Raw genomic sequence first — 17,172 nt, forward strand, 5'->3', positions numbered from 1 at the left:
AACACAGACGGAGGGTTCTATATTTTGCCTAGATAGGCTCTGCCCGGCGACGCAGCCAGACTGTCAGAACGAGACAGACCGCCGCCAGCAACACACCCCACCAAAGTGACGGCATCGAAAACAGGGCTAGAAAGTCCAGATGTCCGGTTACGATCTTATCTGTTGGCGTATGCTGTACATCAAACCCATCAGACTGGGTGGCGATGATCTTCATCTGGGCATCGTGGAAGCCAGTCCCGGGAAAATGCAAAAAGCGGTCCCATATGATGCCCGTAATACGGTTCGTACGCAGACCAATGGCTTCCACAATATAGAGACCCGCCAGTCCCCCTAATACCCACACGGCAGGCACGGTTCTGACACTGGCTGAGACCAGGAACAGAACAGCATAAATCGGTAACCACCACAGAGTATTCAGCACAATATAGGCAACATCATCAATCATCAGATGACCTACACTGGCTTGTTCTGCCAGACCCACCGGAGAAATTCCGTATGCCTGTGCAGTCGCGACAATAAGAACGACCGTCGCCACCCAGCTTAAAAACAGCGACAAAAGAGGGCCGATCGCAAGCACAACACTCGCCTTGGCCGCCACACTCAATCGGTCCGAGACAGGCAGAGACTTCCAGAAAAGCACCGACAGGTCCTTCCGTTCATTATAGAACGTACCGAGCGCATAGATGCACCCCACCGTCAGGGCTGCGACATTGGCGATCCCAAACAGCATTTCCGCAGTGATCCTGAACATCAGGATTGGTGGAACACTTTCTGCCGTCCCTTTTATGACCTTGAGGTGGCTCGTGTGCAGCTGCAAGCAGAGAAGAACCAACGGCAGACAAACCATTACCAAGGGGCCAAGTATCAAAAACCGGTTTCCCCAAAGCTCTCGCCTGACAGACCAGACGTATTGCTTCAGCGGCCACGTCATTTTTCCATATTCGCTCATGCCCCTGCCCCTTTCCTGTTCCCACGGTTCTGTCCCATCAGCACCAGAAACAGATCGGCCAGTCGCGGCTGGCGTGTTTCGCCAAGGGGCGCCAGTTCACTGTGCGGCACACCATCGAAAAGCATGATCGGCTGCCCCATGATGAGCCTTTCACTGATCGGCCCCAGATGTCGGGCAGCGTCCGAAGTCTCCGCTCTGGGTTTCAGTTCCACGAAACGCTGCGCCAGATTTTCCATGCTGTCCTGCAACGTGATACGACCATCCCCGATCAGGATCACATCCGTGAGGATATCCTCGATTTCCTCGACCTGATGGGTCGTCACCAGAATGGTGCGGTCATGGTCAAAATAATCATTAAGAAGCGTGATGTAGAATTCGCGACGATACAGCAGGTCCAGCCCCAGCGTCGGCTCATCAAGCACCAGCAGCTTGGCATCAATGGCCATAACCAGCGCCAGATGAAGCTGCGCGACCATACCCTTGGACAGATCCCGCACGCGGGAACGCTTCTGAATGTCTGTCCGGGAGAGAAAATGCTCCGCCCGGCTCCGGTCAAACCGTGGGTGAACGCCTTCGACATAGTCCAGAACCTGCCAGACCTTCATCCAGCGCGGCAGCAAAGCCACATCGGCAATAAAGCAGACATCCTGCATCATCGCTTCGCGCTCACGCCAGGGATCACGCCCCAGAACCCTGAGAGAACCTTCATAAGGGACAAGGCCCAGAATGGCATTCAGAGCCGTCGTCTTGCCTGCGCCATTCGGTCCGATCAGCCCAACAATCCGGCCTGATGGAATACTGAGGTCAATGCCCAGAACACCTTTGCCGCCGCGATGCACTTTTCGCAGACCCTGTGCTTCAATACAGATCATGCGACATCTCCCTCTTTGAGAAGATCATCCAGGCTGAGACCAAGACGACGGATTGTCCGTAGCGTTTCCGGCCATTGTTCCGTCAGGAATTTCTGACGTTCGCTCTCACCAAGACGCGCCAGCGCACCCTGCGCCACGAACAGTCCAAGACCACGACGCTTCTCGACCAGCCCTTCATCAGAAAGCTGCTGATACGCCTTCATCACGGTCAAAGGATTCACCTGACATTCGGCTGCAACCTGTCGAACCGACGGGATCGCATCACCCTCAGCGACAGCACCATCCAGCATCATGCCGACCACCCTGTCCCGAAGTTGCTGATAGATCGGCTGGCTCTCATTCCACGCACCATCCACAACACACCTCCTCAAATCTCTCTGCCCGGGACTCCATTTCGTACGCCTCATTTCTGTTCTGGTGATTTACATAACTATATCACCAAATCGGAAGCAAGGAGATTTCCGCACCGGCCTGCCCGCGACGTCTCCAGCCGCAGGTCAGGTCCTTTCAGGTTTGGACAAAAATAAAGCGCCATCTCCCAAGAGATGACGCTCTAAAAAACCTCAGATCCAGCCATGCTGGCAGATCAGAACATGGCGCGATCTGGAATTGTATTTCCGTACGGTGAAATATTCTCAATCGTCTGAGAAAATTTTTCATTATTCTTAGAAGAATCGGAGAATCCGCTACCAGAACATGCAGACATCACCAGAAACAATGGAATAAATGCCAGAGCAAATACTGGTTTTACTGCCTTATTTTTTGTCATTTTCTCGTCCTCTTCTTGTTTTTTTCGGACCATACTCCTTAAAAAAAATATTAGAATTAGATATTTTGGATCATGAAAACCTATTTATAAAAAAAATTTATAAAAGAATTTGACGCTACAAAAGCGCATGTCCGTTAAAATTATTCTGTTTGTTTTCATGTCCTTAGAGGAAACAAGCGCACTTTGATAAAGACCCAAAAGGCTCTCCATCTATGCATTGAGGTACGATTTCGCGGTAAATATTCGCAGGTTGAGCGGGCAACCTTCGCACGAAAGTATTTTGCATATTATTTCTAAAATATTGGTATTTTCGGAGTGAACGCAAAAAAAAGCCTGCCTGAAAATCAGGCAGGCTTTAATTCTCAAACGCGGATTAATCTGGCGGCAAAGAAGCCGTCCATTCCGCCCCGATCCCACCAGAGACCGGGATGTGTTCGGAAAAATCCTTCCGGCGTCCGGGCAATCGCCATGTCCGCCAGTTCTTCATCCGTGAACGGCACATGCTTCCAGCCCCCGCGTTCAAGCGCGGCTGCGATGCGATCCGGACCTTCTTCGTCCTGAAGAGAGCAGACGGCATACATCAGCATGCCACCCGGCTTCAGCATGTCACGCGCTGCGTCAATGAACGCGTCCTGACCTTCCGCCAATGCCGTGACATCACGCGGGCGTTTGATCCACAGCACATCCGGATGACGGCGGAACGTCCCTGTTGCTGAACACGGCGCATCTAGCAGCACCGCGTCAACCGGCGCTTTCGGGCGCCATTTCAAGCCATCTGCAACAATCGTCTCAGCGGTTGCGCGCATCCGGGTGATGTTCTCACGCAGGCGAACTGCGCGGGACTCTTCCTTTTCGATGGCCGTGACATCTGCGCCGGCAGCAGAAAGCTGAGCCGTCTTGCCTCCTGGGGCCGCACAGAGGTCAATCACCGTCTTCCCGGCGACATCCCCCATAAGCTTCACAGGCATGGCAGCAGCCACATCCTGTGCCCAGAACTGCCCCTCTTCGAAGCCTTCCATTGTCGCAATCCGTGTCCCAGCCGGATAACGCACAGTCCCCGTCGGCAGGACATCGCCACCTTCAGGCACCGTTGCCCCCGGGCGCAGGCTCAGATCCAGCGGCGCCTCACGATGCAGTCCGCGGGAAATGGATCGTGCGCGATGGCCCCAGGCGCTCCACAACCACGCCGGAACATCCAGTCTGGCGTCATCGAGCCCTTCCAGAAGATCACGCCCTTCACGCGCCACACGCCGAAGCACAGCATTTGCCAGCCCGGCGAAAGGCGCCAGACCGCGACGACGCAGCAGGTCAACAATCGTGCCTACCGCTGCATGCGGCGGCGTTTCCAGATGCAACAGTTGCGCCACACCCAGAAGCAACGCACACCGAACAGGTTCGGGCGGTTCACGGCGCAGCATCGGCTGAAGAATTTCAGTCATGCTCCCCATGTACCGCAGCGTTGTTGCCGCCAGACGATGCGCAGAAGCACGATCCCGCGGGTCCATCGGCCCGGCACGGTCCAGCGTCGTTTCGAGCATACGGCGATGTTCAACCACACCGCAGACAATGTCGAAGGCAAGATCACGTGTCGGATCTGGACTGGGGCGTCGCTCCTGTCCCGGCTTCGGACGGCGTCCTCCCTGGCGGGACGCGGACGGGTTCTTCGGACGGCCGGAGCCGCGAGGGGGCGTATTCTGTGTCATTATCGGGCGTTGATCTCTCGCATGCTGCCGAAATCGCATCTTGCGGCGCCGGACGCAATGGAGTCTTCTGCCGCAATGTCCGATCAGATTGCAGAAAATCTCTCCGCCATCCGTAGTCGCATCATTCAGGCCTGCGAAACATCAGGCCGCCCTGCCACGGATGTGGGCCTCGTTGCCGTCAGCAAATTTCATCCGCAGGATGCCGTGGAAGCGGCCTTGAAGGCCGGTCAGCGCGTCTTTGGTGAGAACCGCGTTCAGGAAGCAGCCTCCAAATTTCCAGCGCTTCGTGAGACCTGGCCAGACCTGCGTCTGCACATCATCGGTGGCCTCCAGACCAACAAGGCCGTAGATGCCTGTCGCATCGCAGATGTGATCGAGACTCTGGATCGCCCCGCCCTTTCTGATGCGCTGGAAAAGGCTGCAGAGAAGACAGGCCGCCTTCCGGAGTTGCTCATTCAGGTCAACACAGGGAACGAGCCACAGAAATCTGGCATCCCCCGCGATGAAGCCGACGCGTTCATCAAGGCCTCAATGCTGCGCTTTGGAGCGAAGGTGCGTGGGTTGATGTGTATCCCGCCAGAAGATGAAGATCCCGCTCCACATTTCCACTTCCTGACACAGCTTGCACAGCGCCACGGACTCCCCGTGGTGTCCATGGGCATGTCGGCCGATTTCGAGACAGCCATTGCCGAAGGCGCCACCCTTGTAAGGGTTGGAAGTGCCATTTTTGGCTCCCGCCCCATGACCGGATCCTAACGCGCACCTTGCATCCCTGTAAGAAATCTTGTCATGAGGGGGAATAGACCACGCTTCGACACATCCCTGTGAGGCGATGGTTTCCTGCGATGCCCGTAAATGGAACCACCGATGCCAGAACACGACGGCGATCACGCTTCCCCTCCTTACCCCGGCGCCGGGGTTCCGGTGGACAGCGGCGAAGTCCTTCAGACCATCGAACAGGCGCACAAAGACGGAAACACTTCTGAACTCGGTGACACAGAGGGCGCTGGCGGCCACAAGAAGCCCGGCGGCTTTGGGGCGCTTCTGGCTGTTCTGGGTGTCGTGTATGGCGATATCGGAACGAGCCCGCTCTACGCCCTTCAGTCTTCCGTCGGCATTGTAGGTTCTGCCAAGCATCCGGCAGCAGCCTGGGAAGTCATGGGACTGGCCAGTCTAACGTTCTGGGCACTTATGCTGATCGTGACGTTCAAGTACGTCATCCTCATCATGCGGGCAGACCACGACGGTGAAGGCGGCATCATTGCCCTGATGTCCCTCGCCCAGCGCGTCTGCAAATCCCAGAAATTCCGATGGCTATTCGGTCTCGTCGGCATTGCAGGCACCTGTCTTTTCTTCGGGGACAGCATCATTACGCCGGCCGTGTCGGTGCTTTCTGCCGTTGAAGGCATCGAAATCGCCGTTCCCTCTGCCAGCCATGTCATCATCCCGATCGCGATGGTGGTTCTGGTCGCACTCTTTGCGGCGCAGGCCCTCGGAACAGGCAAGATCGGCAAGGCGTTCGGGCCGATCATGGTGCTCTGGTTCACCGTTCTGGCCATTCTCGGTGTCCGCGGGATTCTGCTTTACCCGCACATCCTGCTGGCGCTGTCTCCAACCTTTGCCCTCGAATTCATTGTCCTGCACGGCTACCTGTCGTTTATCGCGCTGGGATCTGTCGTGCTGTCCGTGACGGGTGCAGAAGCACTTTATGCTGACATGGGCCATTTTGGCCGGGCCCCGATCCGCAAGGCATGGCTGTTTTTCGTTCTGCCATCCCTCACCCTGAACTATTTCGGCCAGGCGGCTCTGCTGATCCATGATCCGGCAACACTGGCCAACCCGTTCTATCATCTCGGGCCACACTGGGCGCAGATCCCGCTTCTGATCCTTGCCACCTTCGCAACCGTCATTGCGTCTCAGGCCGGAATTTCGGGAAGCTTCTCACTCTGCCGCCAGCTCATTCAGCTTGGCTACCTGCCCCGTACCCGCATTGTGCACACCAATGCCTCAGAAGAAGCACAGATTTACCTGCCGTCCCTGAACTGGATCCTCGGTTTCGGCGCACTGGTACTGGTCCTGTCCTTCCGCTCCTCCGCTGCACTGGCCGCTGCATACGGCATCGCCGTGACCGGTACGTTCCTGTGCACCTGCGTTCTGGCAATGGTCGTATTCCGCCGCACCTTCAAGTGGAGTGCTGCTGCCGTCGGCGCCGTGTTCGGACTGTTCTTCGTCGTGGATGCGGTGTTCTTCTCTGCCAACGTCCTGAAGATCCCGGATGGCGGCTGGGTCCCACTCGCCATCGGTATTATCAGCACCATCGTCATGACCACCTGGAAGCGCGGACGTGGCCTGATTGCCGCCAAGCAGCAGGCTGACTCCATGCCCATGGCCTCGTTCCTGGCCCGCCTGCCGCAGTCCCGCACCATCCGCGTTCCGGGCCTTGCTGTCTTCCTGACGGCCAATCCGGATGTGGTCCCGAACTCGCTGCTGCATAATCTGAAGCACAACAAGGTCCTGCATGAGCATGTCATGTTCGTGACCGTGCAGAACCTTGATCAGCCGGAAGCCGAGCGCGGGCACCGCACGATCGTTCAGGAACTGGCGCCGAACATCAATCGCGTGATCGTCCGCTACGGCTTCATGGAAATGCCAAACCTGCCGCGTGCGCTCATGGAGCTGAAGGCACTTGGTGTGGCATTTGATGCCATTCAGGCCTCGTATTTCACGTCCCACGAGCTTGTGGTTCGCTCCCGCGTTCCCAAGATGCAGCTCTGGCGGATGTGGCTGTTCCTGCTTCTCCTGCGTAATGCTGCCTCGACCACGGAATTCTTCCGTATCCCGCCTGATCGCGTGGTGGAGTTTGGCGTCCGGATTGCAATTTGACCGAACCTCTTTCTCTCTACATTCACTGGCCATTCTGTCTGGCGAAGTGCCCTTACTGCGACTTCAATTCCCACGTCCGGGATGAAATTCCGCAGAAGCGCTTCGCCGCAGCCTTGCGTCGTGAATTGGCGCATGACGCGGCCCGTCTTGGCCGCCGTCCACTCCGCTCCATTTTCTTCGGTGGCGGCACACCGTCCCTGATGGCTCCGGAAACGGTCGCAGCTCTTATCGAAGATGCGCATCAGCTTTTTGATGCCGAGCCGGATCTGGAAATTACGCTAGAAGCAAATCCGACCAGCGTCGAAGCCGGAAAATTTGCGGCTTTCCGTCAGGCTGGCGTAAACCGCGTCTCGCTCGGCGTGCAAAGCCTTCGCGACGACGCCCTGAAGATGCTCGGTCGAGAACACTCCTCGGGACAAGCCATTCGTGCACTCGAAATTGCACGCACGCTGTTTCCGCGCATTTCGTTTGATCTGATCTACGCCCGCCCCGGCCAGAGCGATGCTGACTGGCAAAATGAACTGTCCACCGCGTTGGATCTGGTGGCGGATCATCTGTCGCTCTATCAGCTCACGATTGAACCCGGCACGAAGTTCGAAGCCCTTCACCGGCGTGGAGAGCTGAAGCTCCCGGATGCCGAAGACGCTGCGCGCCTTTATGACCTCACGGGCGATACGGCCGCAAAACACGGCCTGCTGCCCTACGAGATTTCTAACTATGCCCGGCCCGGCGCGGAAAGCCGCCACAATCTGACCTACTGGCGCTACGCCGATTATATCGGCGTCGGCCCCGGCGCACATGGTCGCCTGACTTTGGATGGAGAGCTTTACGCAACCCGTCGTCACCGCGCCCCTGAACCCTGGGCGGACCGCGTTGAAAGAACCGGTTCTGGCAGTACGGACGAAACCCTTCTGTCTGCGGAAGAACGTGGCCGGGAAGCGCTTCTGATGGGGCTGCGTTTGTCTGAAGGCATCAATGAAGCCAGATTTGCCGAACGCACGGGTAGACCGATGGAAAATTGCGTCGATCCATTCATGCTTGAGGCTTGTCTGGAAGAAAACTACCTCACCCGTGACGGCGGAATTCTAAAGGCAACGGACGAAGGAAGACTTCGTCTTGAAGCATTACTGGCAAGATTGGTCACATGAAGGCATGATCGGGCGTTAATTAACAGGACGAGACCATGCGCCGATCCATTCTCTCTGCCCTCCTTGCTGCCTGCGCTCTGACCGGCATTGCGTCCGCTGCCCCTGTGGCTCCGGGATATTATATTCAGGATAACGACTATCTCGGCCCAGGCGGCTCAGACATCCAGTCCGTCATCCCGCTGCTCAACCGCGAAAACGTCAATCTTCTGGCTCTGACCGTGACGATCGGCGACGACTGGGAGAATGCTGAATCCGCGCATCTCCGTCGCTTCCTGGAAATCGCAAAGCAGACCCAGGTTCCCGTAGCGGATGGCGCTACCATGCCACTCGTCAACACCGTGGCGGCAACGAAGCTTCGTGAGAAGCAGTACGGCACCATTCCCTGGAAGGGCGCATGGGGTGGTCTGGGCTCCATTGACCACACTCCAGAGACACAGCCCGCACTCGGCAAGATGGCCGAAGGCACACCACACATGGCCGTCGATCCGCTCCCCGCGGCGATGGTGCTGATCAAGGCCGTTCATGATCACCCGCATCAGGTCACGATCATCGCGGCAGGTCCTCTGACCAACCTCGCCCTTGCCATCCGTCTGGACCCCACCTTTGCCGCTACGGCCAAGCAGCTTGTATTCATGGGTGGCCTGCTGGACTCCAGCATGATGTCCATCACAGGCAATGCGGACTTTGCCTCAGACTTCAACATGATCGGCGATCCGGAAGCAGCCCACATCACACTGACCGCGCCATGGGCTGCCATCACATGCGTCGGCAATGTCTCCAACGACGTCATGATGACGCATGAACTAATGAACCGCATCGCGGAAAAGAAAACGCCGGTCACGGAGTATCTTCAGAAGTTCTACGGCCCACTTCCGCTGTGGGATGAACTGACCTCTGCAATTGCTGTAGAGCCAGATCTGGTTACGAAGTCTGTCGATGCCTATATGGACATCAACACGGCACCCGGCATGGATTACGGACACGCGCATGTCTGGCCGGATGCGACTGCACCCAAGGGAATGGGCCTTCGCAAGGTGAAAATCGTCCAGTCCGTGGATACGAAGCGCTTTATCAACGAGTTCGTCGCCCAGGCTCAGAATGCCATGGGAACGCACTGACACCAGACTTTCCGGAAGGGCACCCGACATGCTGAACATCATTAAGCTGGCCGTCGGTTGCCCGACCATCGAAGTGCTGCGTGAGCGCATGCAGCACCCGCGTGTGAACGGTCATGGCGCCGTCCCCACGCGGACAATGCCCAAGCGTGCAGCCGAAGTCCTGGACGGCGGCTCTCTTTATCGCGTGATGGACGGCATGATTCTGTGCCGTCAGCCCATCATAGGGCTTGAAGCCTGCCGTCGCCCGGATGGGACGGAAGGAACGCTGATTGTAGTCTCAGACGACATCATCCCCGTTCAGCCCCGCACCATGCGCCCCTTTCAGGGATGGCGATATCTGGACCCAAAAGATGCGCCCCCTGATCTCGGCCAGTCGGCGGGCAGTGATGGGGTTGCTGATCTTCCGCCTCAACTCCGCAGAGAGCTGGCAGAACTCGCTTTAATCTGAAAACGCTCCCTCAAAAGGGCCGATATGGAACAATACAGTCATTCAAGCGTTCAGCCTGAACGCCGAGACTGCATTGCAGGCTCTCTCCTGCCCTGAAGGAGATTTTCCTTGCCTCCGTTCCATTCAATTTCTCGCAAAAGACTGCGTCACGCATCCTTGTTTCTGGCCGGAAGTCTGTGCCTGGGTGCGGCTCCTGCGCTTCAGGCCGCTGATGCACCTGCGACCGCCAGTGCACCGTCAAAGGCGCAACTCCTGCCGGGCAAAATTGTCTATGCCCAACTCACAACGCCAGACCTCAAAAGCGCCAAAGCTTTTTACGGTTCGCTTCTGGGGTGGACCTTTCAGGACGTTCCCGTTTCAAAAGGGCAATATGCACAGGCGTTGGTGAACGGAGCGCCAGTCGCAGGCCTGGTCGAGCTTCCACGCATGGCACATCATGGGGACCCGCTTTGGCTCCCGTTCATTTCCGTGTCAGACGTAAAAGCGGCCGCAGAAGCAACGAAAATCTGGGGCGGCCATATTCTCTTCAAACCTCAAATGGTTGAAGGACGCGGCCACGAAACTGTCCTCGCAGATCCGCAGGGTGGCCTGTTCGCCGCACTCCGTTCCAGCGCAGGTGACGAGCCGGATGTTGAGACGCCACCCGCTCAGGGAACCTGGATCTGGAGCGCCCTGCTGACGAACAATCCCTACGCAGCAGCTGGATTTTACCAGAAGCTGTTTGGATATACGGTAGAAGCAGTTCAGGACGCCAAGCGTGGCACGGCTTATTTGCTGGAATCCCAATCCTTCGCGCGCGCTACAATTAATCCGCTCCCCGCTCGCCTCCCGGAAGGGGCACACGCACGCTGGATGAACTTCGTGCAGGTGGACAGTGTGGATGCTGCGGCCCAGAAAGCCGTAACGCTTGGCGGGACAATTCTCGTACAGCCCCATCCAGACCGGCAGAACACCACCATTGCCATTATCGCCGACCCTGCAGGCGCGGCCTTCGGGCTGATGGAGTGGCATGACCCCAACGCATCGGGGGACGCAAAATGATCAGACGTTTATCTCGCACACTGGCCCTCATGGGCGCCTTTTTCCTCGTCCCGCTTTTGTCAGGCTGCGTTGGTTATGACGGCTACGACGGATATTATGGCGGGGGTGGCTACGGCGGCAGCTACTACAACACTGGCTGGGGCGGCGGTGGCTGGGGCGGCTGGGGACCGGGCTATGCTGTCGGACCGGCCGGAGGCGGCCGCTGGAGAGGTGGATACCGCGGTGGCGGCCGACCTGGGGGTGGCCCACCCCCAGGGAGACCCGGAGGAGGCGGTCGTCCGGGCGGAGGCTTCTCTGGTGGTGGCCGCCCCGGCGGCGGTGGCTTCCATGGCGGAGGCCCGGGCGGCGGAGGAGGCCCTGGAGGGGGCGGACATGGTGGCGGCGGTCACGGTGGCCCCGGTGGTGGTGGACGCCACTGACACCCTGCTCAGGGGCTGGAGAGAACCGGTCCCTGAGCTTCTTCACTGGCAACGGGTCGATCAGAACGCTTCAGCGCCGCAATGCTCGACATGATCTCACCACTCTCAAGCTGCCCCGCAATTTCCGCGAGGGGCTCTCGTGCTTCAAGAGCTTCGGCCTTTTCCTTCCAGAACTGGCCGGTGTGAGGATCAGGCGCACATAAACCGGCAGCCATATCAAACCGAAGCAGCGTGACTTCTCCGCTCAGGCTTCTGAGCGCGCGTAACAAGGCATGCATGCGCTCTGCCCCCGGTCCCACACCAGAAAGCCCACCAAGAAGCGGAAGCGAGCCACGGGCAAACTCCGCCCGTGTAGTGTCAATCCCTGCCTGACGCTGCGTACGATCTGTAGAAACCGTATCATTGCCATTCAGCACGGCGGACAGATAACGGATGTTCCCCACAATCGCGGCGCGCAACAGACCGTCCATGTCCTGCGTCTGCCGTTGGGGGAAAAGTGCAAAAGCGCAGCCAAGGCCAATCAGGCTGCCAAGCGTATTATCCAGAATACGGAGCCAAGCGACACCATCAGACGGCATCGTCATTTCCGTGACGATAATGAAATGTGCGCTCAGGAACAGGACCAGAAGCGTATAGTTGACCGCGCGCATGGCAATCGCGCCAATCACGAACAACGCAAGCGCGACCATCATTTCTGTCGGCCCCGGCAGGAACGGCGTCGCCAGAAGTGCCAGAACACCCCCGCCGATTGTTCCCAGAACGCGCTCCAGAGCCCGCACCAGAGTTGTCTGGCCGGAGGGCTGGATAACAAGCAGTACGGCCACAAGAGCCCAGAAGCCATAGCTCAGGCCAAGCCACTGCGTTGCCAGATAAGTCCCCAGAAGACCAACGACCATCCGGAGGGCATGACGCCAGATCACAGGCGTCAGCCGGGCAACGTGCTTGGGCGCATCAGCATCAAAAGGGAGCCGGGCTTTCTCAGCCAGACCATCCGCGAGCGTGCCCAGCGTCCGTGCACTGGTCGCCACCAACTCTCCGATCGTGCCAGACCGCACACGAATACGATCAGCTAAACCGAGAGCCTCTCCGGAAAGTCGCTTCAGATCGGGATTCGGCGACAAAGCAGCCTCACTGGCATGCTGACAAAGCGCCGAAAATGCTGCGAGCGTTCCTCGTGCTTCAAAATCCAGTCCGCGCGTTTCAACAAGATGCTCAACAGCGAGCATCGCCGTGAAAAGACGTTCTGCGCCGGCAAGAGAGGCAATCAGGCGACCACGCATACTGTAACTGGCATGGCCTGCATCAATCTGAAGGGCAACGCCTCTCGCCCGCTCAATGGCCGTGCGGATCGTCTGGCGATGAACCGTCTCCTGAAGGCGACCTGCGGCCAACTCTCCGGCCATCACGGCAAGAAGCTGATAGCAGCCGCCAACAGCCCGCCGTGCAGGCGCATAGGGATGCTGCGGCCACAGGATCAGGCACAGCACGATCGCCCATGTACCACCGCCACCGAAGGCGAGCGCAATCGTCAGGGCGTCGTTGAATGAATGTGCCGGAAACCCGATCCCGGCGAGCATGACGCAACCCAGCAACGCGCAGAGGAGTGCCATGCTGGGGACTAAGGCACGCGCCAGCCCTGCGAACAGGCCCGTCACGATCAGCCAGGGAATGACCCCCCAGTACGGGAATGTCGCAATCAGGGACGTCACACCGCCCAGTACCGCACCCGCAACCGTGAAGATGCCGAGGATGCGCATCTGCTCACGCGGTGTGCCACCGGGTTCAATCAGACAGCACCAGAATGCTGCAAAAGCAGCCCAGGCAAAAACAGCCTGATGAAAATAAAGAGCGGGAAGAAGGGCAACAACCGTTGCAAGGGCCGCCCGGACACCCTCAGCAGGAGCAAGTTGCTCCGGGCTGAGGGGAACGGAATGGCGGGCCAGAAACTGTGACAGGAAAGTCAGATGACGGGTGCGGTTCAATGAAGCCTGTCGCGCCAGTGGATCACGCACCGTCATGTTATCGTCCTGTCAGAATACGCTCCACGAGCTGACCAACTGTAGGAACAAATCCATTCGCATAGAAAGGATCAGTTCCGAAGCGCCAGGCATTCGTGCCACCAAACATCAGGTTGTGGTCAACCACGTCATCCGCATGCTCATCATTCGGAGCATGCGCAATCGTCTGAAGCGTCTTCTGGATGCAGAAAGACCGCGGATCAGCTTTTTGACCGTTGGTGTAGGGCTCACGCTGCATCCAGTTGGAGAACTTGCATGCCGACAGGCAGCCCATGCAGTTCGTCTGGTCAGCCAGGATTTCACGGGCACTGTCAGGGGTGACAAAAACCAGCGTATCATCAGGGGTACGGAGCGCCTCGGTGAAGCCCGCGGCCTCCCAACCTGAGATGTGCTGACGGTCCGTCGAGGACACGAACACTTCGCGCTTACGTGCACCGACGCCGTAAGACGCATCCAGCTCTGCCGTGGCTTCGGGGCTGTACGCAACCTGACGCTCCGAGCGGCCTCGCAGGTCATGCATGAAGCTGTTGTTGACAGCAGAGGAATAGAAGCCGGTCGGAGAGAAGCGGTTCAGATAAACATCCCCCTTCTTCAACGTCAGAAGACGGCGCTTCCAGGCCTCCGGAATCGGGCTTTCCTTCGTCAGCAGAGGGCGCGTTCCGAACTGGAAGGCAATCGGCCCCAGATCCGGATTACCGATCCAGTCCTGCCAGTCTTCCAGAGCCCAGACGCCACCGGCCATGATGATAGGCGTCTCATCCAGACCATACTGACGCATGACCCGACGAAGCTCCAGCACGCGCGGGAACGGATCTTCCGGGTGCAACGGGTTTTCCGTGTTGGAGAGACCATTATGGCCGCCCGCGCGCCACGGATCTTCATACACCACACCACCCAGCAGTTCCGGCGCCTTGCTGTACGCACGGCGCCAGAGCGCATTGAAAGCACGCCCTGAAGATACGATCGGGTAATAGGGAATGCCGTACTTGATCGCGATATCAGACAGGCGATACGGCATGCCTGCACCACAGGTCAGGCCATTGATAACGCCCGGAGCGCCCTCAAGGATACCCTCGATAATTTCTTCGGCGCCGCCCATTTCCCAAAGGATATTGGCATGGAGGCGTCCTTTGCCACCTGAGATCTCACGGGCAATCTTCGCCTGGGCAATACCGCCATCGATGGCGTAGCGGATCAGTTCGCGCTGCCGTTCACGGCGGGTCCGTCCGTGGTAAATCTGGGGAACAGGACGCCCCTGTTCGTCGTAGCTGTCAGCGTTGACGGCGGAAATGGTTCCAATTCCGCCGGCAGCGGCCCAATGACCTGCCGAAGTACCGGTGGAGACAGAAACACCTTTGCCCCCCTCGACGAGAGGCAGAACATCCTGACCACCAAAACGAAGGGTGTCGATCAACTTCATGGGGACTCGATGTCTCCGATACTCACACAAAAAAGGCGGGGCCTTGCGAGCCCCGCCCGAGGACTCACTCGGCGTCGCGACGGGGCGGACGACCGGCCTTGGCCCCCACGCTCTCCGTGATATCGGCACCAGTTTCCTGATCGACAACCCGCATGGACAGCTTCACCTTGCCGCGGTCATCAAAACCGATGACCTTGACCTTCACGGCATCGCCCTGCTGGACAACGTCGGACGTCTTGGCAACGCGACCCTGCGTCAGCTCGGAGATGTGCACCAGACCATCACGCGGCCCAAGGAAGTTCACGAACGCACCGAAGTCGGCCGTCTTCACAACCTTACCATCGTAGATGCGGCCGATTTCCGGCTCAGCCACGATGCCTTCAATGCGGGCGATAGCCTTCTGGGCCTGCTCGTCATTGGAAGCAGCGATCGTGATCGTGCCGTCATCCCCGATGTCAACCTTGGCACCGGAATACTCGACGATCTCGCGGATCACCTTGCCACCGGAACCGATCACATCGCGGATCTTTTCCTTCGGCACGGACATCGTCGTGATCTTCGGCGCATTGCCGGACACATCCGTACGACCTTCCGTCAGAGCCTTGGCCATTTCGCCGAGGATGTGGATACGACCGCCACGAGCCTGCTCCAGGGCAATCTGCATGATTTCCGGCGTGATGGACGTGATCTTGATGTCCATCTGAAGGGCCGTGATGCCCTGATCCGTACCGGCAACCTTGAAGTCCATGTCACCCAGATGATCTTCATCACCCAGAATGTCGGACAGAACTGCAAAGCCACGATCTTCCTTGATCAGGCCCATTGCGATGCCAGCAACCGGGCGCGGCAGCGGAACACCGGCATCCATCAGCGCCAGGGACGTACCGCAGACGGTTGCCATGGATGAGGAGCCGTTGCTCTCCGTGATCTCGGAGACGACACGCATCGTGTATGGGAACTGCTCCTTGGACGGCAGCAGCGGATGCAGCGCACGCCATGCCAGCTTGCCGTGACCAATCTCACGACGGCCCGGAGAACCCATACGACCACACTCGCCTACCGAATACGGAGGGAAGTTGTAGTGCAGCAGGAAGTTCGAGCGGTACTCGCCTTCAAGCGCGTCAATGATCTGCTCGTCCTGGCCCGTGCCAAGCGTTGCAACGACCAGAGCCTGCGTTTCACCACGGGTGAACAGGGCAGAACCATGGGCGCGCGGCAGGATGCCGACTTCTGCAAGGATCGGGCGAACCGTCTTCAGGTCGCGGCCGTCGATGCGGATACCGGTCTTGAGAATGGTGCCGCGAACAACCTGAGCTTCCAGCTCCTTGAGCATCGGCTTGGCCAGCTCAACGTCGAGACCTTCTTCAGCAAGAATCTCGTTGATGCGGTCCTTGGCTTCAGCAACCTTCTTGTAGCGTGCCTGCTTGACGCGCTCCTTGTAGGCATCGGCCATCAGCTTGTTGCCGACCTTCTCGACGCGCTTGCGAAGAGCAATCTCTTCCTTCGTCAGCGTCGGCAGATCCCACGGAGCCTTGGCTGCGTGTTCGGCCAGAGCGATGATGGCTTCAATCACAGGCTGGAAAGACGTGTGACCCAGGGTCACGGCTTCCAGCATGGTCTCTTCCGAAAGCTCGCTGGCTTCGGACTCAACCATCAGCACGCCTTCAGACGTACCGGCCACAACGAGATCCAGCGTGCTGTCCTTAACTTCGGACAGCGTCGGGTTCACGACGAGCTTGCCATCGATGCGACCAATACGGGCAGCAGCAACCGGACCGAAGAACGGAATACCAGACAGCGTCAAGGCGGCAGAACAACCGATCAGGGAAACGATCGCCGGATCGTTTTCCATGTCATGGCTCAGAACCGTAGCTGTAACCTGAACTTCATTGCGGAAGTTGTCTGGGAACAGTGGACGGAGCGGACGATCGATCAGACGTGCATTCAGCACTTCTGCTTCAGACGGACGACCTTCGCGCTTGAAGAACCCACCTGGGATCTTGCCAGCGGCGTAAGCCTTTTCCTGGTAGTTGACTGTCAGCGGGAAGAAGTCCTGTCCCGGCTTGACGCTCTTGGCACCAACAGCCGTACACAGAACGACCGTGTCACCATAGGTGATCATGACAGCGCCGTCAGCCTGACGGGCAATCTTGCCGGTCTCAAGAATAAGCGGGCGTCCGGCCCACTCGATTTCCTTACGGAAATAATCGAACATATCGTTCTCCTAGATTAGGAACGAGCCATCATCTGGACATCCGGCAGGTGACGGAGCAGCGTTTCGGACGGCATGGCGGTGGTGGCGGGAAGCCCCCGGCACGACACCATGTGGCCTGAAACGCCGGTCGCGCACCCCACCCCCGGAAAGACCGATGGCAGGGGTGTCC

General features: G+C 58.3%; 15 protein-coding genes. 7 read left to right on the top strand and 8 right to left on the bottom strand.

The features are described 5' to 3' along the window. Positions 1 to 28: 28 nt before the first annotated feature. From ABDK75_RS11590 to ABDK75_RS11610, 5 genes are all read right to left on the bottom strand, one after another. Positions 29 to 949 carry an ABC transporter permease gene (locus tag ABDK75_RS11590; protein WP_346005960.1) on the bottom strand — a complete coding sequence of 307 codons (921 nt, stop codon included), beginning with the start codon at positions 947 to 949 and terminating at the stop codon, positions 29 to 31. Continuing rightward, complete coding sequence (locus tag ABDK75_RS11595) at positions 946 to 1,821, bottom strand: ABC transporter ATP-binding protein (protein ID WP_046900013.1); 876 nt, start codon at positions 1,819 to 1,821, stop codon at positions 946 to 948. Before ABDK75_RS11595 ends, ABDK75_RS11590 begins: the two co-directional genes overlap by 4 nt. After that, entirely contained in the window at positions 1,818 to 2,177 is a 360-nt protein-coding gene (locus tag ABDK75_RS11600; RefSeq protein ID WP_080951414.1) for a GntR family transcriptional regulator, read from the bottom strand. The genes ABDK75_RS11595 and ABDK75_RS11600 overlap by 4 nt, the downstream gene beginning before the upstream one ends. A 230-nt stretch (positions 2,178 to 2,407) precedes the next feature. Continuing rightward, entirely contained in the window at positions 2,408 to 2,590 is a 183-nt protein-coding gene (locus tag ABDK75_RS11605) for a hypothetical protein (RefSeq protein ID WP_317214740.1), read from the bottom strand. Between the two features lie 362 nt (positions 2,591 to 2,952). After that, the gene (locus tag ABDK75_RS11610; protein WP_211509366.1) at positions 2,953 to 4,293 is read right to left on the bottom strand and encodes an RsmB/NOP family class I SAM-dependent RNA methyltransferase; all 1,341 of its coding nucleotides are present in this window, start codon (positions 4,291 to 4,293) and stop codon (positions 2,953 to 2,955) included. 21 nt (positions 4,294 to 4,314) lie between these two features. Between ABDK75_RS11610 and ABDK75_RS11615 the strand changes: the two genes are divergently transcribed. From ABDK75_RS11615 to ABDK75_RS11645, 7 genes are all read left to right on the top strand, one after another. Next, a complete protein-coding gene (locus tag ABDK75_RS11615; RefSeq protein WP_099210766.1) occupies positions 4,315 to 5,049 on the top strand; it encodes a YggS family pyridoxal phosphate-dependent enzyme in 735 nt (244 codons plus the stop codon). A gap of 99 nt (positions 5,050 to 5,148) precedes the next feature. Then, a complete protein-coding gene (locus ABDK75_RS11620; RefSeq protein ID WP_064273768.1) occupies positions 5,149 to 7,176 on the top strand; it encodes a potassium transporter Kup in 2,028 nt (675 codons plus the stop codon). After that, on the top strand, positions 7,173 to 8,324 hold the full coding sequence (gene hemW, locus ABDK75_RS11625) for a radical SAM family heme chaperone HemW (protein ID WP_346005961.1): 1,152 nt from the start codon (positions 7,173 to 7,175) through the stop codon (positions 8,322 to 8,324). Before ABDK75_RS11620 ends, hemW begins: the two co-directional genes overlap by 4 nt. Positions 8,325 to 8,359: 35 nt before the next feature. Then, a complete protein-coding gene (locus tag ABDK75_RS11630; protein WP_099210770.1) occupies positions 8,360 to 9,442 on the top strand; it encodes a nucleoside hydrolase in 1,083 nt (360 codons plus the stop codon). Positions 9,443 to 9,470: 28 nt separating this feature from the next. Further along, positions 9,471 to 9,890, top strand: a complete 420-nt coding sequence (locus ABDK75_RS11635; RefSeq protein WP_046900021.1) for a DUF1489 family protein — start codon at positions 9,471 to 9,473, stop codon at positions 9,888 to 9,890. Positions 9,891 to 9,998: 108 nt separating this feature from the next. Further along, positions 9,999 to 10,931: a VOC family protein gene (locus ABDK75_RS11640; RefSeq protein ID WP_346005962.1), complete on the top strand. Its 933-nt coding sequence runs from the start codon at positions 9,999 to 10,001 to the stop codon at positions 10,929 to 10,931. After that, positions 10,928 to 11,350, top strand: a complete 423-nt coding sequence (locus tag ABDK75_RS11645) for a hypothetical protein (RefSeq protein ID WP_086634011.1) — start codon at positions 10,928 to 10,930, stop codon at positions 11,348 to 11,350. Before ABDK75_RS11640 ends, ABDK75_RS11645 begins: the two co-directional genes overlap by 4 nt. A gap of 8 nt (positions 11,351 to 11,358) precedes the next feature. Here ABDK75_RS11645 and ABDK75_RS11650 read toward each other — a convergent pair whose 3' ends face one another. The 3 genes from ABDK75_RS11650 to pnp all read right to left on the bottom strand — a co-directional run bounded on the left by ABDK75_RS11650 (position 11,359) and on the right by pnp (position 17,003). Then, positions 11,359 to 13,368 (bottom strand): FUSC family protein, encoded by a 2,010-nt coding sequence (locus ABDK75_RS11650; protein WP_346005963.1) that lies wholly within the window; start codon positions 13,366 to 13,368, stop codon positions 11,359 to 11,361. 1 nt (position 13,369) lies between these two features. Then, positions 13,370 to 14,788, bottom strand: a complete 1,419-nt coding sequence (locus ABDK75_RS11655) for a nitronate monooxygenase (RefSeq protein ID WP_346005964.1) — start codon at positions 14,786 to 14,788, stop codon at positions 13,370 to 13,372. Between the two features lie 64 nt (positions 14,789 to 14,852). Then, positions 14,853 to 17,003, bottom strand: coding sequence for a polyribonucleotide nucleotidyltransferase (gene pnp, locus ABDK75_RS11660; protein ID WP_211497697.1), 2,151 nt, complete (start codon positions 17,001 to 17,003; stop codon positions 14,853 to 14,855). Between the last annotated feature and the right edge of the window lie 169 nt (positions 17,004 to 17,172).

This window comes from Gluconobacter sp. OJA, from assembly GCF_039638325.1.
Taxonomy (GTDB): domain Bacteria; phylum Pseudomonadota; class Alphaproteobacteria; order Acetobacterales; family Acetobacteraceae; genus Gluconobacter; species Gluconobacter cerinus.